The following is a 25,732-nucleotide window of genomic DNA, read 5'->3' as shown; positions in this document are numbered from 1 at the left end:
CGGCGCACGAAGCGCCGCTTTTTTATGGGCAACTGCTAGTAATCGGACAGGTCGGCCAGGGGGTGGCGACCTTCCCAGGCCTTATTGAAATGCGCCTGCACCACCGCATCCGGAATCGCGTTGATATCCGGCCAGTGCCAATGGGGCGTCTGGTCCTTGTCGATCAACCGCGCACGCACGCCTTCGCTGAATTCCGGGTGACGGCAGCAATTGAGGCTTATGGAGTATTCCATCTGGAACACTTGGGCCAGGGACAAATGCCGGCCGCGCTGGATCTGTTCCCACACCAGGTGCGCGGTCAACGGGCAGCCTTCGCTGAGCGTCTTGCCGGCCCGGCTGAACAGCGGGTCAGCATGTTCGCGCAGTTGGCTCAAGGCCCGCCAGGCACAGCGCACATCGCCTACGTCCAGCCATTCGTCGATCTGTGCCCGGCGTGGCAGCCATTGTGCCTGCGGTTGTTGCTCGACGGCTTCCTGGGCCAGCGCCTTGAGCAGGCTGTTGAGCTGCATTGAAGTCTGCTCCTGCCAGTTCAGTTGCAGCAGGCCGTCGAGCAGTTCGTCTTGCTGGTCGTCGCGCAAGAAGCGGTCGGCCAGTCCCAGGTCCAGCGCGTCACGCCCGTTGATATGGGCACCCGTGAGGCCCAGGAACAACCCGAGCTTGCCTGGCAGGCGCGACAGGAACCAACTGGCGCCGACGTCCGGGTACAGCCCGATGCTGATCTCTGGCATGGCCAACCGACTGCTCGGCGTGACGATGCGCACCGCCGCACTTTGCAGCAGGCCCATCCCACCCCCCAGTACGTAGCCATGGCCCCAGCAAATCAGCGGTTTCGGGTAGGTGTGCAGGCGATAATCAAGGCGGTATTCCGCCGCAAAGAACTGCGCAGCCAGGGCCGGGACAGCGCCTGGCTGTTCCCTGCAAGCCTGAACCAGGCTGCGCACTTCACCACCGGCGCAAAATGCCTTGGGGCCGTTGCCGCGCAGCAGCACGCAGACAATGTTCGGATCCTTGGCCCAAGTGTCCAGGCGTTCGCCCAGGGCGAGGATCATCGGCAAGGAGAGCGCATTGAGGGACGTTTCAGCATCGAGGCTGGCGATACCGATGCGGGCACCGTCGCTGCCGGTCAGTTCTTCGAAGTGCAGGTTCATCGTGACCTCAATCGATACGTTGAAGGATGAGTATGATCGCTTCGTAGGAAAGTGTCGGTGGTGTGTCAGATCAATTGACAAGCGGGGTCGGCTTTCCTAGGGTTCGCCTCATTCTTTTTGACAAGACCATTCAACCATGACCGAAGACGACCGTATCAAACTCGAACCCAGCTGGAAACACGCCCTGCGGGATCAGTTCGAGCAGCCGTACATGGCCCAGCTGCGCGAGTTCCTGCGCCAGGAACATGCCGCCGGCAAAGAGATCTACCCGCCCGGCCCGCTGATTTTCAACGCGCTCAATTCCACGCCGTTGGATAAGGTCAAAGTCGTGATCCTCGGCCAGGACCCGTACCACGGCCCCGGCCAGGCCCACGGCCTGTGCTTCTCGGTGCAACCGGGTGTGCCGGCGCCGCCGTCACTGGTCAATATCTATAAAGAGCTCAAGCGCGACCTGAACATCGACATCCCCAATCACGGCTACCTGCAAAGCTGGGCCGACCAGGGCGTGCTGATGCTCAACACCACCATGACCGTCGAGCGCGCCAACGCCAACGCCCATGCGGGCAAGGGCTGGCAGTTCTTTACCGATCGGATTATCGAGGTGGTCAGCGAACATCAGCCGCATCTGGTGTTTTTGCTCTGGGGCGCTCATGCCCAAGGCAAGCAGAAGCTGATCGATGCCACCAAGCACCTGGTGCTGACCTCGGTGCACCCGTCGCCACTGTCGGCGTATCGCGGGTTTTTGGGTTGCGGGCATTTCAGTCGCACCAACAAGTTTCTTGAGCAGAATGGCGAGACGCCGATTGAGTGGCGGTTGCCGCCTGTCTGATGGTTGTGCGGGGGCAAGTTTCCTCCGCTCTCGCAAGTCATTGTTTGACAGTGCTTTGGTCGTGCGTTCCACGCAAGCCAAGCACTTTCGGCCCGACCGTACCTGTTAGTTCTGACAGTATCCGTTTCGGCTTCAATCGCATTAACTCCTCTCTCTGGTCTCTGTAACCGATGGCCAATAACCCTCACTGAGGCTTGCCGAGGAGAGTAGACATGCCAAAACCTGAACCCATTGGAGTGACAAACGCCGGCATTCTGGAGTTGCACGCACCGTTGGCGCCTGACTCACTGGATTTGATGCCTGACGATGACGGCCGGAAAATACCTGTGTCGTTTCAAAGCACGGGACTGCGCGTTGAGGTGCCTGAACTTCCGCCCGGCAGTGATAGTCTCGATCCGGGCGATATAACGGTATTCAAGTGGTATTGGGATGACGCTCTGTTTGAGACCAAAAAGCTGGAGGCGCCCTATGACGAATCCGACCTGCCTGATGTCGATGCCGTGGTGCCTTCGTATCTTATGGATGTCGGCGGGCTGCATCGTCTGAAATACGAAGTGGTCTTGAGAGAAAGCAGCGGCAACCCTGGCGTTGCCTCATTCATAACCCTGTTGGACAGCGACAGGGTCGGCCCGAACCAGGGGCAGCGCGGACCGCGGTTGCGGTTTTCTGCGCAGATCGATGCCGAAGGCGTCACCGACGCATACCTGGATGATCCAGCCAATGGAAATCAGGTGGTCGGCACTATCGCTCCTCTGTGGTTGGACGCCCGTTTAGGTGATGTTGTCGAGGGTTATCTGACCCTATTGCCCTTCCACAAACCTGCGCGCAAACGTAGCCGCCGTCTGGACATTGTTGCCACGACAGAGATCACACAAGAGCACAAAAACGGGACTCGACCTGTTGAATTACATTTTCCCGGCGACTATCTGCGCGGGTTGAAAAATGCCGAGTACAACGGCCTCTATTATCTGCGCGACCGCTCGGGCCGCGAGTCTGGCCCTTCCCTTACTTCCCCTCTATTGATCAATTTGACGCCGACGCCCGTCGAGCTGCGTCCTGTTCAGATACCTCAATTGGCGGACGGCCTGATAAACCTCGATGACGCCCGCCAAAAACCGGATGGCGTGTACATGCAAATCCTCGAAGTATACGGCGCCGCGCCGGGGGATTTTTTGCATCCTTCCTGGGACCGTATACCCCTGGCTTCTATCCAGATTACCGAGATTCAGGCGTGGCCTATCACCGTCCGCATTCCGTATTCAGTGTTGGCCAGTGGCGGTTATGAGTACACACCAGGGGTGATCCGAGCAGAATACAACTGGCAGCGGGGGACTGCGCCCGCGAGGCCTTCGGCCACCCGGTTTGTTCCGGTTAACCTGACCGTGGCAGGGGATGTGGGCCCTGAGAGTCCGAAACCGACTAACCACTTGCTGCCGGTGGTGACCGTCAAAGGTAAAGATGGTGACAACCAGTTGAGCGTGAATGATGAAGGGCTGCGCGTACGTGTGGTGGCCCCTCTATACAACAATCCGAAACCAGGTGAATTGCTGGAGTTGATGGCGGGCACCCATCCAGGACCGATTGCGACGTATGAAGTGAAACTGGGGGACACGGCCGGGAAGGAAGTCGAATGGTTTGTCGACTGGGCCTTCATCGAGATTCTGGCGGGCGGGCTGGTTCCGTTCTTTTATTGGACCTTCAACGGCGTTAACAGGCAGCGAGCACGGGATACGCCGGTATTAATCAACATCATCCCGATTGTGGGGTTGAAAGACCTCGAGTATGTCGGGGTGACCTACGACACAGGCCCGGATTCCGGGTTTATCAGTTGCTCTTTGCGGCCGTGGGTTAACGGCGTGGGCGTCAAGATTCCTGGGGATGAGAGCCGGTTGGCCCCAGGCGATGAGCTGAAATTACACTGGGCCAGTTATGCGCATCCCGCCGGCTTTTCCGGTGCGGTCATCCCTGAAACCATCCAGACCTTTAAGCATACGCTGACCGGGAATGAACACCGTGACGGATATACCTTTCAGGTGCCGTTCGTTCCGTACATCAAGGCACCCGGTCTGGTAGAGCCTGCGCCGGGCCAGACTGAGCCTCGCCATGGCTCGGCTGTCGCACGCTACCAGGTCATCAGGCCCTTTGGCGCAGGCATGGGCTATTCCGGTCGCAAGTTGGTGTACATCAAGTTGACTCGCCTGGCTGGCCAGCCGCCTTGTCTTTCGGATGATTAAAACGTTGCATAACTGTCAGATTTGACAGTTATGCAACCTTCTCAAAGTCTATTCAATGAACGAGACATCATCAGGTTTGTGAAGCCATACCAGTTGAACGTCAGTTGTTTCCTTGAGTAATGACAGCCGGGTGTGTGGTCAAGCATGCCTTGTATACCCGGACAGATACCTATCCTTATCAGGAGTTAGAGTTATGTCCAGTAATACACAGAAACCCATCAACAAAAGCAGCGTTCAAGAGCTAGGGCCTTTGGAGGACTGGGAGGACCCCATCGAGAACCCTTCTTTTTCGCCGCCGCCAATTATCGAGGGTCTGTTACAGGCTATCGTGGGTGATACGCACCGTGATGTAGTGCCGCGGGCGCTGCAACAGACGGGTTTGGTGCTGCAAATACGGCCTTGGGAGCGCGGGCTTTTCAATGCGTTCGAGCCGCTCACCGTATTGGTTAATGACCGGCCTGAATTCATCACGAGCTTTGAAACCAGCGTCAATCTACCTGATCCTGTGGTTATCAACTTGGGGCCTCGAGATGCGCTTAAAGAAAATGGGCTCAAGGACATCAGAGTCGTTGTGGTTAACGCAAGCGAAAACGTCATCAACTACAACGTCAGGCGAGTGTATGTGGATGCACGGGATCCTAATGGTAATAAACAGCCTGCCCCGCTTGAATTTGAAAACTATGGCGCGGAACTCACCCCCACATACCTAGAGGGTAAGCTGGGTCTGGAATGCACCATTCCCGAGCCTGCAGAGCGGCGGGGCGGGGACAAGTACAGTATTCATGTGGGCACCTCCACGACGCACATTGAAGGTGACGTCCCCTTGACTGGCGCCATTACGGCGATCATCCCCACTGCAGTGATCCTGGAAAGAGCCGGTACAATCGAGAATACCTACCGGCTAATTGATCGTTCAGGAAACCAGACGAACCTCTCTGATCCGGCCTATGTGCGCGTAAGGCTCAACAATCCGCCGGTGTTCGGCGCTATCAGAGTTTTGGAGGCGCCGCTGGTCGACAAAGAAGAAGCCCGCAATGGTGCAACAGTACGGCTGGAAAGCATTACAGGCCACTTGCCCACGGATTTCCTGAGAGTGACGTGGGGAACGGTAGAGATCTACAACCAATCCATCGGCTCGATCAGTGGGCCGATTGATATTCCCGCCCGTTATGCTGCCATTGCGACGGGTGGTAGTTTTTACACTGCTGATATTCAGCTTTTTGTGGATCGCGCTGACAGCCCCACCTTCCCGTCAGTCGTCGTTCAAGTGGATGTCGACCTGCGTGAGCCAGGTGACAGCCAAAACCCCGGCCCAGGTCCTGTGGATCCGACGCTCGCCATGCCCGTACTGTTGGGCGGCGGGCCTCTGCCGCGTCCAGACAACCGTATCTCTGAAAAGGATCGTGGCTTTGATGCAACGGCTACTCTAGCGTTGCCTGCGGGATTGACAACGGGCGACTTCATCGACCTGATCTATGGCCCCAATGGAGATGTCGCGTCCACCTATGCCGCCACAGGCTCGGAGCCAGCAGGTTTTCAGGTACCTTTTACCGTTGACTGGACGCTCATCGAATCGTTTGGCAATAGCTCTGCCCTCCCGATTTATTGCAAGATCCGCGATGCGATCAACTACAAACACACCCCGACTCAAAATGTGGTGGTTGAAATTTTCAATCTGGCGGGGTTGGCCGATCCTAGTTTCAACAACGCAGCAGTCTTGCCATCTCACCCACATGCCGGTTACTTCATCAATTGTTCACGGAGTCCATGGCTGGGTGTTCCAATCAAAGTCCTGGACCCGGCGATACTCCAAGTGGGGGATAAGGTCAAGATCGAGGCCTACCGATACGCCTATGTCCCCGCTGGAACGCCTCTCGGCGCACCTATCGGGTCCCCGGTGATAAGTGCTGATTTCGATATCGACAGTAGCCATGTAAACCTGGGCTTGATCGTGCCTTTGGATTTGAGCGCCTGGTTCAGGGACTATACGGGTACCTCAGGTCGGGGCTATGTCGGTGTGCGTTGGACACTCTTCCGGCCGTCCACAGGGGATCGTGGGAATTCCATGGAGGTCAGGGCGCTTTGGGACCTGGTTGCTTCTGGCACACCTCCTACCTGTGTGCCAGGCGCAACACGCCGTAGCGGGACACTCTGATTGCCTTGGCCCCACTCGCCTTTGTGAGGCGGTGGGGCCTTTTACTGCAACAACCTATAGCCGTTAAGCAGGGGATATTAAGAAAAGTCCTACGTGTTCGGGGGATTCAGCTCTTTAGTCTCAGCGCCGTGGAAAACGGAGACCTATTCGATACGGGTTCCGGGTTCGAACTGGTATTTACTTCTGAGGCTACAAAGCATGAAATCTATTAATCCCCATCATTTTCGTTATTCGCGTTTATTCACAACTATAAAACTCATGGCTGTCGGGCCACTGTATCTTTTGAGTGAACATGCGCTATCGGCTGTCACCGTGGACGGCAATGTTGGCACCGGCCAACTTGACGTCTATCCCGGGTCAGGTGCGCTGGCCTATATCGCGCAGAATAATGCGGCCCTCAACATCCACGACAATGCCATCGTTCAAGAAATACAGGCGACCAACGGCTCTACACTGACCATTAAGTCGGCTACGGTGACCTCGACGCACAGATTCCAGGCAGCTGTCGCACTGAGTGAATCGAACGCCACGATCACCGACGCGAGTGTGACCAGCTACACCAGTGGCGGCTTGAACGTTGCTCACCAACCAGGCACCACCATCGGCTCTCACGCTCAAGTCAGCAGGAGTGAAATTACCGGTGCGACTTACGGCGCCAACGTTACTTCCCATAGTCTGTTGGAGTTGAATGACTCCAAGGTGACCGGCAGCAGCCAGCAGGGTCTGAGGCTGTTGGGGGGCGCAGCCATTGCCAGGAACAGTGAAATCACGGGGGCGACAACCGGTGTCGTCATGGCACGTGAGAGTTCGACGGCCATTGAGTCTCCTCACTTGACCCTGGACGGTTCACGCGTCGAGGGGCTTGGCGGCCCGGCAATCTCAGTGTTGAGCCCGATCATGGCCGAAATTGATGTAACCAATGGTTCATCCTTGAGCGGCAAGAACGGCAATATGCTGGAACTGAGCGGTGGTGGCTCGGCCAACATGCGCGTGAATAACAGTGCGCTCGACGGCAATATCCAGGTGGGCAAAGACAGCGCTCTGGACCTGAACCTGGATGTCGCCTTCATGAACGGCGACATCGTCAACAGCGGCGGCAGCGCCAACGTGGGTCTGAACAATGGCTCGGTACTGACCGGGCGCCTGGACAATGTCGACAAACTGTCGGTCAACAGCGACGCCACCTGGGTGATGGTGGATGGCCAACAGGCCCTCAACGCATTGTCGATGAATGGCGGTAACGTCAAGTTCGGCGAGTCCGGAGCCTTCTATAAGCTGGACGTGGCCAACCTGTCCGGCACCGGCGGTACGTTCATCATGAAGGCGGATTTCGGCTCGCTGACCGGCGACTTCCTGAATGTAACGGGCACGTCTGCCGGTCACCATCAGTTGCTGCTCGCGGCCACGGGGGCCGACCCGTTGAACGAGCGCCTGCACATGGTGCACACCGCCGACGGTGTGGCGAATTTCAGCCTGGTGGGTGGTCGGGTCGACCGCGGTACCTATTCTTACGACCTGACGGCGGATAACCAGAATCACGATTGGTACCTGGACCCGGATAGCAAGGTCATCAGCCCGAGCACCAACTCAGTGTTGGCGTTGTTCAATGCGGCGCCGAGTGTGCTGTTGGGGGAAATGACCAACCTGCGGACGCGCATGGGCGAACTGCGTTTCAACGGCGGCCAGACCGCGGGTTTGTGGACTCGTGCCTATGGCAACAAGTATGAAGTGTCCAACGACAAGACTGGTCTGGGTTACAACCAGAGTCAGCGCGGTTTCACCCTGGGTGCGGATGCACCGCTGGAGGCCGGCGATGGGCAGTGGCTGATCGGTGCAATGGCCGGCCACAGCCAATCGGACCTGGACCTGAACCTGGGCAGCAAGGCCACCATCAACAGTTACTATGTGGGCGGCTATGCAACGTGGCTGGACAGCGAAAGCGGCTTTTACTTCGACGGCGTGCTCAAGTTCAACCGCCTCCACAATGAGTCCAACGTGGCCATGAGCGACGGCAAGAAGAGCAAGGGCAACTACACGCAAAATGCCATGGGCGCTTCGGCCGAATTTGGTCGTCACATCACGCTGGATGACGGCTATTTCGTCGAGCCCTACGGCCAATTGGCGGCGGTGATCACCCAGGCCCAGAGTTACACACTGGACAACGGCCTGGAAGCCAAGGGGGACCGTTCGAGTTCGGTGATCGGTGAGTTGGGCGTCACTGCCGGCAATAACATCCAACTCGACAGCGGCGGCGTGCTGCAGCCCTACTTGAAAGCTGCGGTCGCCCATGAGTTCGACCAGAGCAACAAATTGTTCGTCAACGATAACTCGTTCAACAACGACCTGTCGGGCTCACGCTTGAAGCTGGGAGCGGGTGTAGCGATGTCGGTGTCGCAGAACCTGAGCATGCATGCGGACCTGGAGCGGAGCGTGGGCAAGAACATCAAGCAACCCCTGGGGGTGAATGTGGGGCTGCGCTACGCGTTCTAAACGTTGCCGGTGCAGGACTCTCCGTTCGTCGGGCAAACCGCCAACCTGTCAAATCTGACAGTAGGCGGTTTGTTTTTTTGGGGGCTAACTGGATGGGCATTCCTTATCAGGAGATTCCCATGCAGCGTCTTACAAGTAAAAAAGTTATGCGTACCGTCCCCAAGGTATTACTGGCGGCAGGTGTTGCTGTACTGCTCGCCGCTTGTTCCAGCGGCCCTACCGAGACGATTTCGAGTGAGTACCCGGGGGGGGATCCAGCTTGCACTAGCGCCGGCTATTTCAAAAGCGTATCGCCCGGTTGGTATTATCGGTGTATATACCACGTCAATATCAATCGATGGATAAAATACCCGATGCAGTGCCCGGCTGGACAAGATTTTGATGACACTCTGAAAAAGTGTGTACCCAGAAAATAACAAATCAGCGAGCCTCTCTTCCTGACGGTAGAGAGGCTTTTTTATTGCATCAAAAGTGGTGGTGTCGGGTAGCAATGTCACCACCCGGCACCGGTCTTGAACAATGAGTCTATGGCCGCTCCACAACCAAAATATCATCCAGTGAAAACTCGGCCCCTGAGAAACCACTCTTGAAATAGATGCGTATAGGCAAGAACTGAGACGGAACCCCGGCAGGCAATGCAAAGGTCCGGGAGTGTGAGGTCCATACTCCGGGATTGTTATGCAGGAAATGTTCTGACTGAGTGCCGAACTCCATGTAAACAAAGGGTTGATAGGGGTTCAAATCCACCTTCATTTTGAAACTCAAGTCGTAGGTTTTACCGCTTTTGATAAAAAAGGATTTAATGACGCCGGGAGTGATAGGGCTGCCATTGTTGAGTTTTACAAACCAGAAATTGTTGTTGTTGACGTTTCTGATCAGGCCCAGACTGCTGACGATGTTGACCCACTGATTCCAGCTTAATAACTCAAAGTCCGTCAAATCATAGAACCGAAGCGCTTGGATGAAGTAGTTGCTCGACGGAAAGGGTTTGGCGTTCAGTTCATTAGTATCGCCATTGAAAGTGACGGCTGCACTTACCGTCACCTTGCTTTCATCCGTCAGTGCGGTAAACCAGCTGCGCATTGCCTTTTCATTCACTATCCCGTTGTCGGCTTGGGTCTGGTCGATCAGATGGCCGTTCAACAGTGTCAAGGGGGTTGCGCCAACACTATGGAGCTTGAGCCAGATCCGTTGGTCCTTGCGGCTTAACGTCCAGGGCGCCAGGCTCACCCAGCAATCGGTGTTGAACGCATTCAAGTCTATTTTTGAGCCGGGTGGCAGGCCATTGAGCCTTGGCTGCGGCAGTGGATTGCCGCCGGGTACTTCATCGAAGTCCAGTACGCGCAGGTTCAGTACCCTTGAGTCATCGGTGATGCCATTGGTTGTGACGTGATACTGAAGACGCAGGACGCTCCCAATGTGGTCGCCGATCACGCTGTTAGAGAATTTGAAATCGACAAAACCCGCAGTTGGGTTGCCGTATTGAGGTGCTATGGACGGTAGCGTCGCACCGGGGTTGCCCTGCAGTTCGAGTTTGATGAGATCGTTCGAAGACATCGGTGCAAATTGCACGCGAACCGTCACCTGCGCAGTGTTATCAGCAATGACCGGGTTGATAGTCGCGTTTTCGTCGTCCACGGGTGTGCTGTTATAAACGAAAGGCGCGGGCAAATGGCGCGCAGCGAGGACTCTCATGTGCACGGTGTTCGAGATGCGTGGTGCAACGCCTGGACGCGAGCGCTCGTAGAAAATATTCATATTTTGATTGAGCAGGATGTACTGGCGCTTAAGCGTGAAAGGCAGTGGCCGGTCTTTCCAAGTGTCTGAGACAAAGAAGGGTTGGGGCGGCGCGCTGCCACCTGGCACATAGCCTTCAGCATGCAGGATGACCGTATCCCCCTCGATGATGTCGCTGTGGGGGTCGACCTCAATGGTGGCATCACCGGTGGACTGGTTCGAATCAAACACGTAATCAGGCGGTGGCGCCTCATGCACTCGCGGTTCTGGCAGTACAGCCGTAGAGGCACTGATACTAACTGTTGTGTCCGGGGATGGTAGTGGTCCCTCGCTATTCTGACGGGTATAAGAGGCAGTCAGGCTGCCACCTGCCAATTTGGCAATGTCACCCTCGGGGCCATTGATAATCGAGAACACCACATTGCCTACGCCTGCATTTTTGGATTCTTCGTGGTAGTAAAACTTGCCGTTAGGGTAGCGACCCAACAGCTTCAGCGTGATGCGGTCAAAGTAGTCCTGGTCGTCATATTTAAGGATGTCGATGTTGATGATGGTGGTATCGGCAGGCAGTATTCCATCGACAGCCTCGCGAAAGATCGGGGCGCGAAGTCCGCCGGGAATGGCGGTGCCGATAATAGTGACCGGCGTGAGGTGTGAGCCTCTATTCTGCGCGCCAAAGCGAATTCGCTCATAGCTAAGTCGAGCCTCACCTTTGATCAACGGTATCAGGTCGCTTACCGGGCATGGAATTTTGAGCTGGCGCGTCGTGGTGGATGTCAGTGGATCAGAGCTGTAGGTTTTCCTCACCGTTTGCCCACGCAACGTCTTGCCGATGAGGGTCACCTTGATCACGTCGCCCAATTGGTAGCCGTTATTCGCGATTAGAACGACGATGTTCACGAAATCGCCAACGACGTGGTCGAGATCGAGGATGTCTTCCGGAGCCTCACTGAAGAAACAATGGGGCAACAATGGCTCTGAACCATCGTTCAGGTAGACCAGGAGGAATTCGGCGACTGACCAGCCGTCGGAATAGTTTCCGCATTCATCAATCACGCTCCACTCAGCGACGTGATGGCCGCTGCCGATCTGGCGCCAATGTTCAATGCACAGCTTGAAAACAATGTCGTCATGGTTACCCTGTTCCTCCTGCGACACTGAGTGTTCGAATAATGCATCGCCGATTTTCAGGCGAACAACATCCCGCACCGCCCGGTAAGTGCGGGGTGACAGTGAGGTATCGGCAGGGTAGTAGGGGACGCGAATCTCTATGCAGTTTTGGGCGTCGTCTTCTGTAACGCCAAAGTCGAGAAATTCTTGGGGAATGATCGGCTTGAGCAGGTTCGTGTTTACAAATCTGTCCCCGTCCGGATTGTCCCCGCCGGGTTTCACCTTATCGACCTTCAGTGCGAATTTTCTTGTTTCTCCTACCGCCTGGCCGAGGCGTGTCACCCTGAAGAACACTGGATAGGTATTACCGTCGGTGATCGAACTTGACGGTACGAACAGGGGAATCACCTCAGCGTTATCCACTTCATGCTGTTGGATGGTGGTGGAGGCGACGGGGTCGGTCAGAGAGCCCCAGAACAGCTCCACGAAATCCAGGGCTGCCGCCTCCAGAAATGGCAGCAAGCCGATCAGTAGTCCCTCCTCATGCGTGGTGATTGCGACGAGGTTGATACCTGCATCGTAGCCTTGCACCGGCCGGGTACTTGCAGGGATGTACAGTACCAAATCTTCGAGGTGAACCTTTTTGAAGGCTTGCGTCGAGTTGAGCGACAGGTCGGACGGGGGCGGCACCAAGTAACGACGGTCGATGAACGTACGCTGCACCGATGGCGTCTTTTTGAGGGGGCGCGTGCTTGAGTAAGGCGTAAGCAGTGAGCGCCCCTCTGAGAGCTTGATCAAACGCTGGTCTGGATTTTTGGAAAGCTCTTCGTCGTTACCCATGGTGGAAGCCTCTGCAGTTATTGAGGAACTCAATGTCTACGGCCCATTTACTGAGTGGGAGTAGTTGCGAAGAGGTGTAACGCGGAAGCTGGGGAGCAACCAGCTGTGAGAATTGACAGTGCCGACAAACGGCAGCGGCCCGCACGCGAGCCGCTCACGTTACCGAGGGTCAGGGTTGACGGTTCCAGTGCCGGAACAGAGGTTCGGCGAGGAACAGGACGAACAACAAACGCATCACCTGCATGGCCGTCACCAGGGGAACGGACAACTGCAGCGTCTCGGCGGTCAGGCTCATCTCGGCAATCCCCCCCGGCATCATGCCCAACGTCAGCGAGCGCAGGTCCAGGTGGGTCAAGGCACTCAAGCCCACCGCTGCCAATGTCGCCAGCGCCATGGTCAGGGCTGTGCCGATCAGGGTGCGACCCATGAATGACGGTGCCCGACGGAAGAACTGCCGGTTGAAGTGGCAACCCAGACCGCTGCCGATCAACCATTGGCCGATTTGGCTGCCGCCGTCGGGCAGGCCGATATGCAGGTCCCAGATCACACTGGCAGTGGCGCTCACCAGCAAGGGGCCGAACAACCACGGGTTCGGCTGACGCAAACGCTGCCAACCCCAGGCGACCAGTGCGCCCATCGGAAACAGCGCTAACAGCCACGGCCAGCTCACGGGCGCCGGATGAAACTGCGGTGTACCGCCTTCCAGCAGATACTTGAAGATCGCCGGTACACACAGCACCACCACCAACACGCGCAGACTCTGCCCCGCCGCGACACGGCTGAGCACGGCGCCATTGCGTGCGCCGAGGTTGACCATCTCACCGGAACCGCCCGGCATGCTGGAGAAAAACGCCGTGGCGCGGTCTTCACCGCTGCGGCGCATCAACCACACGCCAACCACGCTCGACATACTGGTGACCAGTGCGCCGAAAAAGATCAGCCCGAAGTGGCTCATCACCTGTTCGATCACCACCGGCGTGAAGTGCAGGCCGATGCCGATGCCCACCACCCATTGGCCGCATTTGCGCCCGCCGGGAATCTCCGCCAACTGCCACGGCGTGAGGCAGCGCACCAGGATGATCGCCAGCAATGAGCCGACCATGTACGGCAAAGGCCAGCCGACGAGGCTGGCCAGGTAACCGCCGGCCAGGCCGACCAGCGGTGTTCCCCACCAATGTTTAAAGGTGACCTCAGACATCGGCCACGGCACGACGCTGCAAGGCACGTTTGCGGTAGATGCGGATCAGCGGGAAGGCCAGCATCAGCGCGGTCAGTACCCACACACCAAAGGTGATCGGGCTCGACCAGAGGATCTGCAGGTCACCGTTGGAAATCGACAGCGCACGACGCAGGTTCTGCTCCATCAAGCCACCGAGGATAAAGCCCAGCAGCACCGGCGACAGCGGGAAATCGAGCTTGCGCAGGATGTAGCCGAAGATGCCGATACCGACCATCAGGAACAGGTCGAAGGTGGTGGCGTGAACCGCGTACACGCCAATCGCCGTGATGATGGCGATCACCGGTACCAGCGCCCAGTTCGGCACGGCAAGGATGCGGGTGAAGATGCGGATCATCGGGATGTTGAGGATCACCAGCATGATGTTGGCGACGAACAACGAGGCGATCAGGCCCCAGACGATGTCCGGTTGCTGTTGGAACAGCAGCGGGCCAGGGGTGATGTTGTACAGCGACAGTGCGCCGATCATCACGGCCGTGGTGCCCGAACCTGGTACGCCGAGGGTCAGCATTGGCACCAGGGCACCGCAGGCGGACGCGCCGATGGCGGTTTCCGGAGCGGCGAGGCCGCGCATGTCGCCCTGACCGAATTTACCGCTGGCACCGGCCAGGCGTTTTTCGGTCATGTAGGCAACGGCTGACGCCAGCGTCGCACCGGCACCTGGCAATACGCCCATGATGAAACCAAGCAACCCACAGCGGATGTTGACGACGAACACCGCGCCAGCTTCCTTCAAGTTAAACATCATGCGCCCGGTGGCTTTGACCGCTTCCTGGCCACGGTGGGTTTTTTCCAGCAGCAACAGGATCTCGCTGATGGAGAACAGGCCCAGCACCAGCACCACAAATTGGATGCCGTCAGTCAGGTGGATGTTATCCCCGGTAAAGCGATACACGCCGCTGTTGGCGTCGATGCCGACCGCCGACAGGAACAGGCCGATCAGCGCCGCCACGAACGTCTTCAAGGGTTTGTCACCGGCCATGCCGCCGAGACAGACAATCGCAAACACCATCAGTACGAAATATTCCGCCGGACCGAAGGCAATCGCCCATTGGGCCAGCAACGGCGCAAACAGCACCATGCCGCAGGTGGCGATAAACGCGCCGATGAACGAACTCCACGCCGACAACGACAGCGCCACGCCAGCCAAGCCTTTGCGGGCCATTGGGTAGCCGTCAAGGGTGGTCATCACGGTGGACGCTTCGCCCGGGATGTTCAGCAGGATCGAGCTGATACGGCCGCCGTATTCACAGCCCAGGTACACGGCTGCCAGTAGGATCAGCGCCGATTCGGGTGGCAGGCCCAGGGCGAAGGCGATGGGGATCAACAGCGCCACGCCGTTGATCGGGCCCAGGCCTGGCAATAGGCCGACCACGGTGCCGATCAGGGTGCCGCACAGCGCGGTCACCAGGTTGTAAGGGGACAGTGCAACGCCGAAGCCCTGGCCCAAGTAGCCGAAAGTATCCATATCAATTCTCCAGAACGTCGAGCAGGCCGAGGGGCAGCGGCACATCCATGGCTTTATCGAACAGCAGGTAAAGACCAATCGCCATCAGGCCGACGATCACTGCACTGGGCAACCAGCGGCCGCCATACAGGCGCGCCATCGGGATGCCGATCAGCATGCTGCTGAGGATGAAACCCAGGGGTTCGAAGGTGCCGGCAAACACGATCAACAGCGCGACGCACACGCCGATCTTGATCAGGGTTTCGCGGTCCAGCGCGGGTTCTTCTTCCGTGTGCTTGGTCGGCTGGGGGCGGAACAGCATGTAGATCAGTGCCAGGCTCATCAGCCCGAGCATCAGCAGCGGGTAGGCGCGAGGTCCTACCGGCTCGTAGGAAAACGACGCTTGATACGGCCAGGCCATCAGCGCGAGGCCGGCACAAGCCAGCAGCAACACGGCGGCGAAAATGCGTTGTAAGAGCATAGGGAACTCCTGGATCGCGCCCCGAACGGGGCGCGGCTACGGAATATGGCGACGCTATAGGAGCGAGCTTGCTTACGAAGAACGTCAACGAGGCTGCGTGCTGCCTGGATAAGCGCGGTGTCGTTGCGTTTTTCGCGAGCAAGCTCGCTCCTACAGAGGGGCAATTACTGGATCAGGCCGAACTCTTTGGCCAGCACTTTGTAGTCAGCCACCTGTTTCTTCACGTAGGTGTCCAGCTCCGGGCCGGTCATGGCGAACGGGAACAGCTCGCGCTGGTCACGCAGCTTGGCGAACTCGTCGGAGGCCAGCAGCTTGTCGAACGCGTCTTTCCACCAGGCGTAGTCGGCATCGCTGACTTTTGGCCCGAGGTAGAAACCGCGCACCACTGGCCAGACGATGTCGTAGCCTTGTTCCTTGGCAGTCGGAATGTCTTTCATTTCCGGCTCGTCCAGGCGCTGTTCGGAGAACACCGCCAGCAGGCGCATGTCGCCGCTCAGGATGTGCGGCATGGAGTCGGAGATGTCGGTACTGCCCACCTGGATATGGCCACCGAGCAGGGCCGTGGCAATTTCGCCGCCGCCTTCGAGTGCCACGTAACGCAGTTCACGCGGGTTGATCCCGGCCGCCTTGGCGATCAGCGCGGTTTGCATCCAGTCCTGGCTGCCGACGGTGCCGCCGGAACCGATCACGACGCTACCCGGATCTTTCTTCAAGGCTTTGACTAGATCGTCGAGGGTCTTGTAGGGCGAGTCGGCTTTCACGGCGATAGCCCCGTAGCTGGTGCCCACCGCCGCCAACCAGCGCACGGCACTTTCATCGAAGCGACCGAACTTGCCCTGGGCCAGGTTCAACAGCGAACCGCTGGACCAGGCCACCAGCGTACCGGCATCGGCAGGGCGCTGGGCGACTACGGCGTTGTAGGCCACTGCGCCCACGCCACCTGGCATGTAGGTCACGCGCATCGGCTTGCTCAGCAGCTTCTCGTTGACCAGCGCGCTTTGCGCCAGTTTGCAGGTCAGGTCAAAACCACCGCCAGGCGAGGCCGGGGCGATGCATTCCGGGCGCTTGGGTTCGTCGGCGGCCAACAGTTGGCCGGCGAACAGCATGCAGCCGGCGGCGAGGGCTAATTTACGCAGTGAAGGGGTCATGGTTATCTCCGTCTTTGTTGTTATGAGGGGTTACTACCAGAGCGCAACGCTATAGCTGACCAGCAAGCGCATTTCATCCGCATCACGGGCGGAGTAGTTGGAACGGTAGGTGGCGTTGCGCAGGCGCACCGCCACATCCTTGAACGTGCCGGTTTGCACCACGTACTTGATCTCGCTGTTGCGTTCCCACTCCTTGCCAGTCTCGCCGTTCTTGAGCTTGATGTTGTCACCCGAGAGGTAACGGCTCATGAAGCTCAGGCCGGGGATGCCCAGCTTGGCGAAGTCGAAGTCGTAGCGCGCCTGCCAGGAACGCTCTTCGGCGCCGGCAAAGTCGTTGATCTGCACGAAGTTGACCAGGTACGGGTCGCTGCCATCCACATACGGGAAGGCGCTGTCGCCGGACATGTGCTGGTAACCGGCACTGAGCTTATGGCCATTGAGGGCATAGCTGAACAGACCGTTGAGGGAGGTGTTGTCGATCTTGCCGCCGCGTGCTGCGCCGGTATCATCGCTGATGGCCAGGCGCAGGTCGGTGCCGAAGGTGCCAGGCCCCATCGGGCGCGAGGCCACCAGGCCGAGGAAGTGCTGGCGGTACACGTCATCCAGCTGGGCGAAGTGGTAGCTGCCGGTGATCTTGTCAGCGAACTTGTAGTCCGCGCCGCCGAAGTTGAAGTGCTTGCCGGTGGCGCCGCTGACGAAGCGGCTGTTCTTGTTGTTGAGGGCGATGTCTTCGTAATTGGTGTCGTCACGGTCCTTGGCTTTGTCCAGGCGCCCACCGGTGAATACCAGGTTCTTGAATTCTTTCGAGGTGATCAGGCCGCCATTGAAGGTCTGCGGCAGGATGCGCCCGTCGTTGGGCTTGAGGATCGGCAATTCGGGAATCAGCGAGCCGATTTTCAGCTCGGTGGCCGAGATCTTCACTTTGCCGGTCAGGCCCAGCTTGGAGTACTCGTCGGCGGCACGGCCGTCGTCATGGGTGGGCAATAGGCCGGTGCCGGTGCGGTCGGGGCTGGAGTCGAGCTTGACCCCGAGCATGCCCAGCGCGTCCACACCAAAGCCGACGGTGCCGTCGGTGTAGCCCGATTGCAGATTGAGCATGAAGCCCTGGGCCCATTCGTCGCGCTTGGATTGCTGCGCACTGGTGCCGTCGCGGAAATCGCGGTTGAAGTACATGTTGCGGGTTTCCAGGGTCGCGCTACTGTCTTCGAAGAAGGCAGCCTGGCTAAGCGGCGAAAAGCCGGCAAGCGTAGCAGCACTGGCGAGGGCGGTCTGGGTCAGACGAGAAAAACGAACAGGCGAGGAGGCCTGGGGCTGTGTCGACAGCATCGTTGTGTACTCCGTTATTGTTCTTATTTTGGCGAAAACGCTTCGAGGCGTTTTTCGGGCGCGACGTTGAGGTCGCTCGGCGGGCATAGACCACCGTAGCTGGATGCTAAAGGGCGAAGCTTTCACTAACCTTTCAACGGCCTTTCAATGTTTTCGGGCTTCACAGGGCAGGCGGCGCCTGTAAACTGCCCGCCAAAGCGTGGCGCCGACCACCCCTGAACGAGGTAGAAATCCATGCGTGTCTTGCTGGTTGAAGACCATCTGCAACTTGCCGAAAGCGTCGCGCAAGCGCTCAAGAGCACGGGTTTGACCGTTGACGTGCTGCACGATGGAGTGGCGGCGGACCTGGCCCTGAGCAGCGAGGAGTACGCGGCGGCGATCCTCGATGTGGGGTTGCCACGCATGGACGGTTTCGAGGTGCTCGCACGTTTGCGCGCCCGTGGAAAAAATCTTCCGGTGTTGATGCTGACCGCGCGCAGTGATGTGAAGGACCGTGTGCACGGCCTCAATCTTGGCGCCGACGATTACCTCGCCAAACCTTTCGAACTCACGGAGTTGGAGGCGCGGGTCAAGGCACTGTTGCGGCGCAGTGTGTTGGGCGGCGAGCGCCAGCAGGCCTGCGGCGTGTTGGTCTATGACCTCGACACCCGGCGTTTCACCGTGGGCGGCGAGCTGATGACGCTGACCTCCCGTGAGCAAGCAGTGCTTGAGGCGCTGATTGCACGACCGGGCCGGGTGATGAGCAAGGAGCAGCTGGCTTCCCAAGTGTTCGGCCTGGACGAAGAAGCCAGCCCCGATGCCATCGAAATCTACGTGCACCGCCTGCGCAAGAAACTCGATGGCCAGCCCATCGCCATCGTGACCTTCCGCGGCCTCGGCTACTTGCTGGAAGCCCGCGATGCATAAGCCCAGCAGCCTGCGTTGGCGCCTGCTGTGGAACCTGGCGCTGTTGCTGGTGCTGTTGATGCTCGCCAGCGGCATGAGCGCCTACTGGAACGGCCGCGAGGCCGCCGACACCGCGTACGACCGCACGCTGCTGGCCTCGGCGCGCACCATTGCCGCCGGCTTGACCCAGGTGGATGGCACCTTGAGTGCGAACGTTCCGTATGTGGCCCTGGATACGTTCGCCTACGACAGCGCCGGGCGCATTTATTACCAGGTCAATGACATCCACCAGAAGCTGATCTCCGGCTACGAAAACCTCCCCGGCCCGCCGCCTGGCACGCCGCGTACCGATGACTATCCGGCGCTGGCACGCTTCTATGACGCCATGTACCAGGGCCAGCAGGTGCGGGTGGTGAGCCTGCTCAAGGCGGTCTCCGAACCGAATATGAACGGCATGGCGGAGATCCGTGTCGCTGAAACCGATGAAGCGCGGGTGAGCATGGCCCGCAGTCTGATGGCGGACACGTTGCTGCGCCTGGGGATGCTTGCGGTCGGCGCATTGTTGTTGGTGTGGTTTGCCGTCAGTGCCGCGTTGCGCCCGCTGGAGCGCCTGCGCACGGCGGTAGAAGAACGTCAGCCAGACGACTTGCGGCCATTGCCCTTGGTGGAAGTGCAGCATGAGTTTGGGCCGCTGGTGCGCTCCCTCAACCATTTCACCGAGCGCCTGCGCGGCCAATTCGAACGTCAAGCGCAGTTCATCGCCGATGCAGCCCATGAACTGCGTACCCCGCTGGCGGCCCTCAAGGCCCGGCTGGAGCTGGGGTTGCGCGCCGAGGATCCCGCTACTTGGCGCAGCACCCTGGAAACCGCAGCCCAGGGCACTGACCGCCTGACGCATCTGGCCAATCAGTTGTTGTCGCTGGCACGCATTGAAAACGGTGCCCGCGCGATTGCCGAAGGCGGCGCGCAATTGCTGGACCTCAGCCAGTTGGCGCGGGAGCTGGGTATGGCCATGGCCCCGTTGGCCCACGCGCGCGGCGTGGCGCTGGCGTTGGAGGCCGACGAGCCCGTGTGGCTGCGCGGTGAGCCAACCTTATTGAATGAGTTGCTGAGCAACCTGGTGGATAACGCACTGGCTCACACGTCTCCGGGGGGCAATGTGATCCTGCGGGTGACGGCGCCCGCCGTGTTGGAAGTGGAGGACGATGGCCCTGGGATCCCGCTGGATGAGCGGGACCGCGTTTTCGAGCGCTTCTACCGTCGCAGCCAGCAGGGGATGGGGTCTGGCCTGGGGTTGGCGATTGTCGGTGAGATTTGTCGGGCGCACTTGGCCCAGATCAGCCTGCACGATGGCGAGCAGGCCGGCTTGAAGGTGCGGGTGAGTTTTATCGCGGGTTGATCAGTAGAACATCGAGCGGGCTTCATCCAGCTCGGCGCGCAACGCATCGCTGTAGGGGTCGACCCGCAGTTTCTTGAGCGCCGGCAAGGTCGAGACCGGTACGCTGGCCAAGGGATGATCGGTGCCGCGATGGCAATACAACACGGCGATCTGCACCAGGTCGATGTAGTCGAGCTTGGGCGAGTCGCGTTCCAGGTCCAGGTATTGGCCGGGCAGTTTCGCCAGCATTTCCGGGAAGTCCCAGACTCCCAACAGTTTGTCGCCCAGTAACGGGTGGATGCTCTCGATGACATGGTTGAGGCTGACCGGGTCTGCGAGCAACTCGTAGTGGTCCTCGGCGTACGTCAGGATCGGCAATACGCCGATCTGATGCACCAGGCCGCCGAGTGCCGCCTGGTCTGGCTTGAGCTGGCTGTGGCTGCGGCACAGGGCGTAACTGACGCCCGCCACTTCCAGGCTGCGGCGCCATACATCACGCATCTTTTGTTCGACCACGTCGGAGCGGGCGTGGAAAATTTGCTCCATCACCAGGCCGATTGCCAGGTTGCTGCTGTAGTTGGTGCCCAGCCGGGTGATGGCGGTGTGCAGGTCGGTGACTTCCTGGGTGGCGCGCAACAACGGGCTGTTGACCACTTTGATCAGGCGCGCCGACAGCGCGGTGTCGCGACCGATCACTTTGCTCAAGTGGCTGATGCTGATCTCCGGGTCCTCGGCGGCCTGGCGAATATTCAGGGCCACTTCCGGCAATGTCGGCAGAACCAGCTCATCGTTGTCGATGGCCCTCACTAAAGCCTGTTGGACTTTTTCCGCCAGCGTGTTCATTCATGCTCTCTAGGGTGTTGCAAAAAGGTACGGCGATCAGCGCTGGATCTCTCGATCACGGTCGAGCGTGTAAGGCAGGTCGAGCAGGTGCAAACGGGGGCCTTCCGGCGTACCTACATGCACATCGCCACTATCGGCAGCTTCGGCTTGCAACACGGCCAGAAGTTCAACGGTTTGGTCAGTTTTTGCCGCAATGACCACTTCGCCGATCGCGCTGGTGTGGCTGGGCGAAAACAGCGGAGTGCCTGGCTCGGGCATTTCAGGAGCATTGAAGCTCAAGCGGTACAGGCGACGTTTGAGTTTGCCCAGGTACTGCATGCGCGCGACGATTTCCTGGCCGGTGTAGCAGCCTTTCTTGAAGCTCACGCCGCCCACGGCCTGCAGGTTGAGCATCTGCGGGATGAACAGTTCGCGGGTTTGCGGCATGACCTGGCCGATGCCGGCGCGGATCTGCCCCAGCAGCCATTCATTCAGATCGGTTTGTTCAAGGGTTGCAGCCAATTGATTGCGTACGGCGTCGCCTTGCTCGGCAGGCACCCAAAGTTCAGCGCGGTCAGGGGAGACGCGGATGGCGATCAAGGTATCGTTGCGAACGACGCTGTTGGTCTCGGCGGGCAGTTCAAGGCCAAGGCTGGCCAGGGCCGGCTCCGCATTCATCAGGCCGAAGCGCACCCAGGCGGCGCTTTCGTCGGTCAGTTTGGATTTGGAGAACACGGCGTACTTCTTCAGGTCGGCCAGCTGGGGTTCCAGCAGCTCGGTGGCCATGGCCAGCACCACGCCGTCACCTTGCAGCAGGATGCGGAAGCTCGACTGCATACGCCCTTTTTGCGTGCAGCGCGCGCCGAGGCTGGCCTGGGTATCGCTCAAGTAATTGAGGTTGCAGGTCAGTTGGCCCTGAAGGAATTTGGCGGCGTCGGCACCGCGGACGGCGAGAACGCCTTCGTGGGACAGGGGGCAGAAGAAAGCAGAGTCGGCCATGGGTCATCGCAGGTCAAAAAGTCATGGGTGCATCATAGAGGGGCGCCCGGCAAATGGATAGTTTCCGTATGGGGCGACCAAAGCCGACTGTTCCGGTGCCGTCGGCCCTGTATACTTGCCGCCTATTTGAGGAGCGCTCCATGGTCGAAGATGTAGAAATCAATCGTCTCTACTGGCACAGCCGTCGTGGCATGCTTGAGCTTGATGTGTTGCTGGTGCCTTTCACCAAAGAGGTCTACGCAACGCTCAATAAGGTGGATCGCGACCTCTACGTCAGGCTGCTGACTTGTGAAGACCAGGACATGTTCGGCTGGTTCATGGAGCGCGCCGAATCCGAAGACCCAGAGTTGCAGCGCATGGTCAGGATGATCCTGGACCGTGTCCAGCCCAAGTAATACCTTTGAATGCCGCTGGCAGGCCTCACGGCTGTTGCTGGCGGCGTATCTCCTCGCCCAGCTGTTCGCGCTGGGTGCGTTTTTGTTTCTTGATCTGTCCTATTCAAGCCTTGGCCTGCTGGTGTGTCTGTTGCACGCCGCTTGGGTTTTGCCGCGCTTTATTCTGCTGACCCACCGTTCGTCGATTCGTGGTCTGCGCCGTGACACTGATGGTTGGCAGTTGCTCAGTGCGGAGCGGGGCTGGCACAGCGTGCAGTTGCGTCCGGACAGCCTCGCCTTGCCATTGATCGTCGTTCTGCGTTACCGGGTGCAGGGCGAATGGCGGGTCCGTTCGGTGTGTGTACCCAGGGATTCGCAGGACGCCGATGTGCATCGGCGCCTGCGGGTACGCCTGAAGTTCAGCCGCCGTAGGTGGTTGGCACCAGGATAGTGTCGCGAGCCTCGGGCAGCATCTGCGGGTAGTCGAGGGTGTAATGCAGGCCGCGGCTTTCCTTGCGTTCCATGGCCGAGCGGATCATCAGCTCCGCCACCTGGGCCAGGTTGCGCAGTTCGATCAAGTCGCGGCTGACCTTGTAGTTACTGTAGAACTCGTCGATTTCATCCAACAGCAATCGCACTCGGTGCTGCGCGCGCTGCAGGCGCTTGTTGGTGCGTACGATCCCCACGTAGTCCCACATGAAGCGGCGCAGCTCGTCCCAGTTATGGGCGATGATCACGTCTTCGTCCGAATCGGTAACCTGGCTGGCGTCCCAGCGGGGCAGGGCTGCCGGCACCGGAACGCGTGGCAGTTGTTTGAGAATGTCCGCCGCCGCTGAGCGCGCATAGACGAAACATTCGAGCAGCGAGTTGCTGGCCATGCGGTTGGCGCCATGCAGGCCGGTGAAGCTGGTTTCGCCAATGGCATACAAGCCCGGTACGTCGGCGCGCCCGTGCTGGTCGACCATCACGCCGCCGCAGGTGTAGTGCGCGGCGGGCACCACGGGGATCGGGCCTTTGGTGATGTCGATGTTGAACGTCAGGCAGCGCTCGTACACGGTAGGGAAGTGCGCCTTGATAAAAGCTTCGGGTTTGTGGCTGATGTCCAGGTAGACGCAGTCGATGCCCAGGCGCTTCATTTCATGGTCGATGGCGCGGGCGACGATGTCGCGCGGGGCCAGTTCGGCGCGTGGGTCGAAGCGCTGCATGAAGCGTTCGCCGTTGGGCAGTTTCAAGTGGGCACCTTCGCCGCGCAGGGCTTCGGTGATCAGGAAACTCTTCGCCTGAGGGTGATACAGGCAAGTAGGGTGGAACTGGTTGAATTCCAGGTTGGCCACCCGGCAGCCCGAGCGCCAGGCCATGGCAATGCCATCGCCACAGGCTCCGTCGGGGTTGCTGGTATAGAGGTAGACCTTGGCTGCACCCCCCGAAGCGAGGAGGGTGAAGCGCGCGCCGTAGGTGTCGACTTCGCCGCTGGCGCGGTTGAGCACATAGGCGCCGAGGCAGCGCTCGCCGTCCAGGCCTAGGCGTTTTTCGGTGATCAGGTCGACGGCGACGCGTTGTTCCAGCAATTCGATGTTGGGGCGTTGGCGGGCTTGTTCGAGAAGCGTCTTGAAGATGGCGGCGCCGGTGGCGTCGGCAGCATGGATGATGCGGCGGTGGCTGTGGCCACCCTCGCGGGTCAGGTGGAACTCGAAGCCGCCGTCGTCGCTCCCCGCGTGTTCATCACGGGTAAAAGGGACGCCTTGATCGATCAGCCATTGGATGGCCTCGCGGCTGTGCTCGACGGTGAAACGCACGGCCTCTTCATTGCATAGGCCACCCCCGGCATTGAGGGTGTCTTCGACGTGGGATTGCACGGTGTCGGTGTCGTCCAGCACCGCGGCGACACCGCCCTGGGCCCAGAAAGTCGAGCCGTTGGCCAGGTCGCCCTTGCTCAGTACCGCAATGCGCAGGTGGCTGGGAAGGGTCAGCGCAAGGCTCAGGCCGGCCGCGCCGCTGCCGATCACCAGGACATCGTGTTGAAACTGTTGGCTCATTTGAGGGATTCCGCAAAAGCGATCCGAAGAGGTGGCGCAAACAGGACGCCTGGGTCGGCGAATCAAAGGGTCACACGGGCTACTAGTATATAGAGGGGTGGAGCGGCACAATAGCCGGGCATTCGTGGCAATGTGAGATTACGGTGCGCGGCTTGGGTAAAATCGGCAGGTTATTGAAACGGGAACTTTTTGCATGAGCCCCGACTCAATAGCAGGTTGCCCGAAAGCTGGGAAAACGTTGAGTTTATTGGCCCGTCGGGAGCATTGGACGCGTCAGAAAACCGGCGACAAGATTATTCGCGCAGTCGGCTATGCCCGTACTGCGTTTTTCGTGTGTGCCAAATCAGTGCGTGCCGGAAACTTGCTTGAAGGGGGAGAACTTTTGCGAAAAGACCGAGTCTATGTTTGCAAGCCTGATCGTTTAGTTATGCAAGCCTCCTTAAAGTACAACGAGGAGTGTTCATGCTAACCCAGGAAGAGGATCAGCAGCTGGTCGAGCGCGTCCAACGCGGCGACAAGCGAGCTTTTGATCTGCTAGTGCTGAAATACCAGCACAAAATTCTCGGGTTGATCGTGCGGTTTGTGCACGACACCCATGAAGCGCAGGACGTTGCACAGGAAGCCTTTATCAAGGCTTACCGTGCACTTGGTAACTTTCGCGGTGATAGCGCGTTTTACACGTGGCTATACCGGATCGCCATCAACACGGCGAAGAACTATCTGGTGTCTCGCGGACGCCGCCCACCGGATAGCGATGTAAGTTCAGAAGATGCAGAATTTTACGATGGTGATCACGGCCTCAAGGATCTCGAGTCGCCGGAGCGTGCATTGCTGCGCGACGAGATCGAAGGCACCGTTCATCGCACAATTCAGCAACTGCCAGAAGATTTGCGTACGGCGTTAACTTTACGTGAATTCGATGGTCTGAGTTACGAAGACATTGCGAGCGTCATGCAGTGTCCGGTGGGGACTGTAAGGTCACGGATTTTCCGGGCCCGGGAAGCCATCGATAAAGCCTTGCAACCGTTGTTGCAAGAGAACTAAAGACAGCGGCGA

General features: G+C 58.9%; 19 protein-coding genes. 9 read left to right on the top strand and 10 right to left on the bottom strand.

Translation table 11 applies throughout. From position 1 onward, the window contains the following. Positions 1-35: 35 nt before the first annotated feature. Positions 36-1,148: an enoyl-CoA hydratase/isomerase family protein gene (locus AB4O08_RS05450; protein WP_460114745.1), complete on the bottom strand. Its 1,113-nt coding sequence runs from the start codon at positions 1,146-1,148 to the stop codon at positions 36-38. Between the two features lie 136 nt (positions 1,149-1,284). On the opposite strand from AB4O08_RS05450, the gene ung reads away from it, so the two are divergent. The 4 genes from ung (at position 1,285) to AB4O08_RS05430 (ending at position 8,856) form a co-directional block, all read left to right on the top strand. Further along, complete coding sequence (gene ung / locus AB4O08_RS05445) at positions 1,285-1,977, top strand: uracil-DNA glycosylase (protein ID WP_010212240.1); 693 nt, start codon at positions 1,285-1,287, stop codon at positions 1,975-1,977. A gap of 212 nt (positions 1,978-2,189) precedes the next feature. Next, complete coding sequence (locus AB4O08_RS05440; RefSeq protein WP_460114744.1) at positions 2,190-4,211, top strand: hypothetical protein; 2,022 nt, start codon at positions 2,190-2,192, stop codon at positions 4,209-4,211. Between the two features lie 193 nt (positions 4,212-4,404). Beyond that, a complete protein-coding gene (locus AB4O08_RS05435) occupies positions 4,405-6,366 on the top strand; it encodes a hypothetical protein (RefSeq protein WP_010212238.1) in 1,962 nt (653 codons plus the stop codon). A gap of 198 nt (positions 6,367-6,564) precedes the next feature. Then, positions 6,565-8,856: an autotransporter outer membrane beta-barrel domain-containing protein gene (locus AB4O08_RS05430; protein WP_460114743.1), complete on the top strand. Its 2,292-nt coding sequence runs from the start codon at positions 6,565-6,567 to the stop codon at positions 8,854-8,856. A gap of 525 nt (positions 8,857-9,381) precedes the next feature. On the opposite strand, the gene AB4O08_RS05425 is transcribed toward AB4O08_RS05430, so the two are convergent. From AB4O08_RS05425 to AB4O08_RS05400, 6 genes are all read right to left on the bottom strand, one after another. Next, the gene (locus AB4O08_RS05425; RefSeq protein ID WP_044286762.1) at positions 9,382-12,543 is read right to left on the bottom strand and encodes a hypothetical protein; all 3,162 of its coding nucleotides are present in this window, start codon (positions 12,541-12,543) and stop codon (positions 9,382-9,384) included. A gap of 169 nt (positions 12,544-12,712) precedes the next feature. Beyond that, a complete protein-coding gene (locus AB4O08_RS05420; protein WP_010212230.1) occupies positions 12,713-13,741 on the bottom strand; it encodes an AbrB family transcriptional regulator in 1,029 nt (342 codons plus the stop codon). After that, positions 13,734-15,248: a tripartite tricarboxylate transporter permease gene (locus AB4O08_RS05415; RefSeq protein ID WP_010212228.1), complete on the bottom strand. Its 1,515-nt coding sequence runs from the start codon at positions 15,246-15,248 to the stop codon at positions 13,734-13,736. Before AB4O08_RS05415 ends, AB4O08_RS05420 begins: the two co-directional genes overlap by 8 nt. A gap of 1 nt (position 15,249) precedes the next feature. Further along, positions 15,250-15,708: a tripartite tricarboxylate transporter TctB family protein gene (locus AB4O08_RS05410; RefSeq protein WP_010212226.1), complete on the bottom strand. Its 459-nt coding sequence runs from the start codon at positions 15,706-15,708 to the stop codon at positions 15,250-15,252. 164 nt (positions 15,709-15,872) lie between these two features. Further along, a complete protein-coding gene (locus tag AB4O08_RS05405; RefSeq protein ID WP_010212225.1) occupies positions 15,873-16,856 on the bottom strand; it encodes a Bug family tripartite tricarboxylate transporter substrate binding protein in 984 nt (327 codons plus the stop codon). Between the two features lie 33 nt (positions 16,857-16,889). Continuing rightward, positions 16,890-18,182, bottom strand: a complete 1,293-nt coding sequence (locus AB4O08_RS05400; protein WP_045791212.1) for an OprD family porin — start codon at positions 18,180-18,182, stop codon at positions 16,890-16,892. A gap of 234 nt (positions 18,183-18,416) precedes the next feature. On the opposite strand from AB4O08_RS05400, the gene AB4O08_RS05395 reads away from it, so the two are divergent. Together AB4O08_RS05395 and AB4O08_RS05390 are read left to right on the top strand one after the other, a co-directional pair. Continuing rightward, positions 18,417-19,088: a response regulator gene (locus AB4O08_RS05395; RefSeq protein ID WP_010212220.1), complete on the top strand. Its 672-nt coding sequence runs from the start codon at positions 18,417-18,419 to the stop codon at positions 19,086-19,088. Next, positions 19,081-20,466 carry a sensor histidine kinase gene (locus AB4O08_RS05390; RefSeq protein ID WP_010212218.1) on the top strand — a complete coding sequence of 462 codons (1,386 nt, stop codon included), beginning with the start codon at positions 19,081-19,083 and terminating at the stop codon, positions 20,464-20,466. Before AB4O08_RS05395 ends, AB4O08_RS05390 begins: the two co-directional genes overlap by 8 nt. On the opposite strand, the gene AB4O08_RS05385 is transcribed toward AB4O08_RS05390, so the two are convergent. Together AB4O08_RS05385 and ygfZ are read right to left on the bottom strand one after the other, a co-directional pair. After that, on the bottom strand, positions 20,467-21,288 hold the full coding sequence (locus tag AB4O08_RS05385; RefSeq protein WP_021491036.1) for an HDOD domain-containing protein: 822 nt from the start codon (positions 21,286-21,288) through the stop codon (positions 20,467-20,469). Between the two features lie 36 nt (positions 21,289-21,324). Next, entirely contained in the window at positions 21,325-22,266 is a 942-nt protein-coding gene (gene ygfZ, locus AB4O08_RS05380; protein ID WP_042570709.1) for a CAF17-like 4Fe-4S cluster assembly/insertion protein YgfZ, read from the bottom strand. Positions 22,267-22,406: 140 nt separating this feature from the next. Between ygfZ and AB4O08_RS05375 the strand changes: the two genes are divergently transcribed. Then, positions 22,407-22,661 carry an FAD assembly factor SdhE gene (locus AB4O08_RS05375; RefSeq protein ID WP_010212215.1) on the top strand — a complete coding sequence of 85 codons (255 nt, stop codon included), beginning with the start codon at positions 22,407-22,409 and terminating at the stop codon, positions 22,659-22,661. Further along, positions 22,645-23,091 (top strand): protein YgfX, encoded by a 447-nt coding sequence (locus AB4O08_RS05370; RefSeq protein WP_042570710.1) that lies wholly within the window; start codon positions 22,645-22,647, stop codon positions 23,089-23,091. The genes AB4O08_RS05375 and AB4O08_RS05370 overlap by 17 nt, the downstream gene beginning before the upstream one ends. Here AB4O08_RS05370 and nadB read toward each other — a convergent pair. Then, positions 23,060-24,676: an L-aspartate oxidase gene (gene nadB / locus AB4O08_RS05365; RefSeq protein WP_460114741.1), complete on the bottom strand. Its 1,617-nt coding sequence runs from the start codon at positions 24,674-24,676 to the stop codon at positions 23,060-23,062. The two genes, AB4O08_RS05370 and nadB, sit on opposite strands and share 32 nt — an antisense overlap. A 462-nt stretch (positions 24,677-25,138) precedes the next feature. On the opposite strand from nadB, the gene rpoE reads away from it, so the two are divergent. Then, positions 25,139-25,720, top strand: a complete 582-nt coding sequence (gene rpoE / locus AB4O08_RS05360) for an RNA polymerase sigma factor RpoE (RefSeq protein WP_003172477.1) — start codon at positions 25,139-25,141, stop codon at positions 25,718-25,720. Positions 25,721-25,732 lie beyond the last annotated feature (12 nt).

This window comes from Pseudomonas sp. H3_E07 (genome assembly GCF_054668895.1).
The sequence above is the reverse complement of the archived record's forward strand: the minus strand, read 5'-3'. Positions and strand labels throughout refer to the sequence as shown.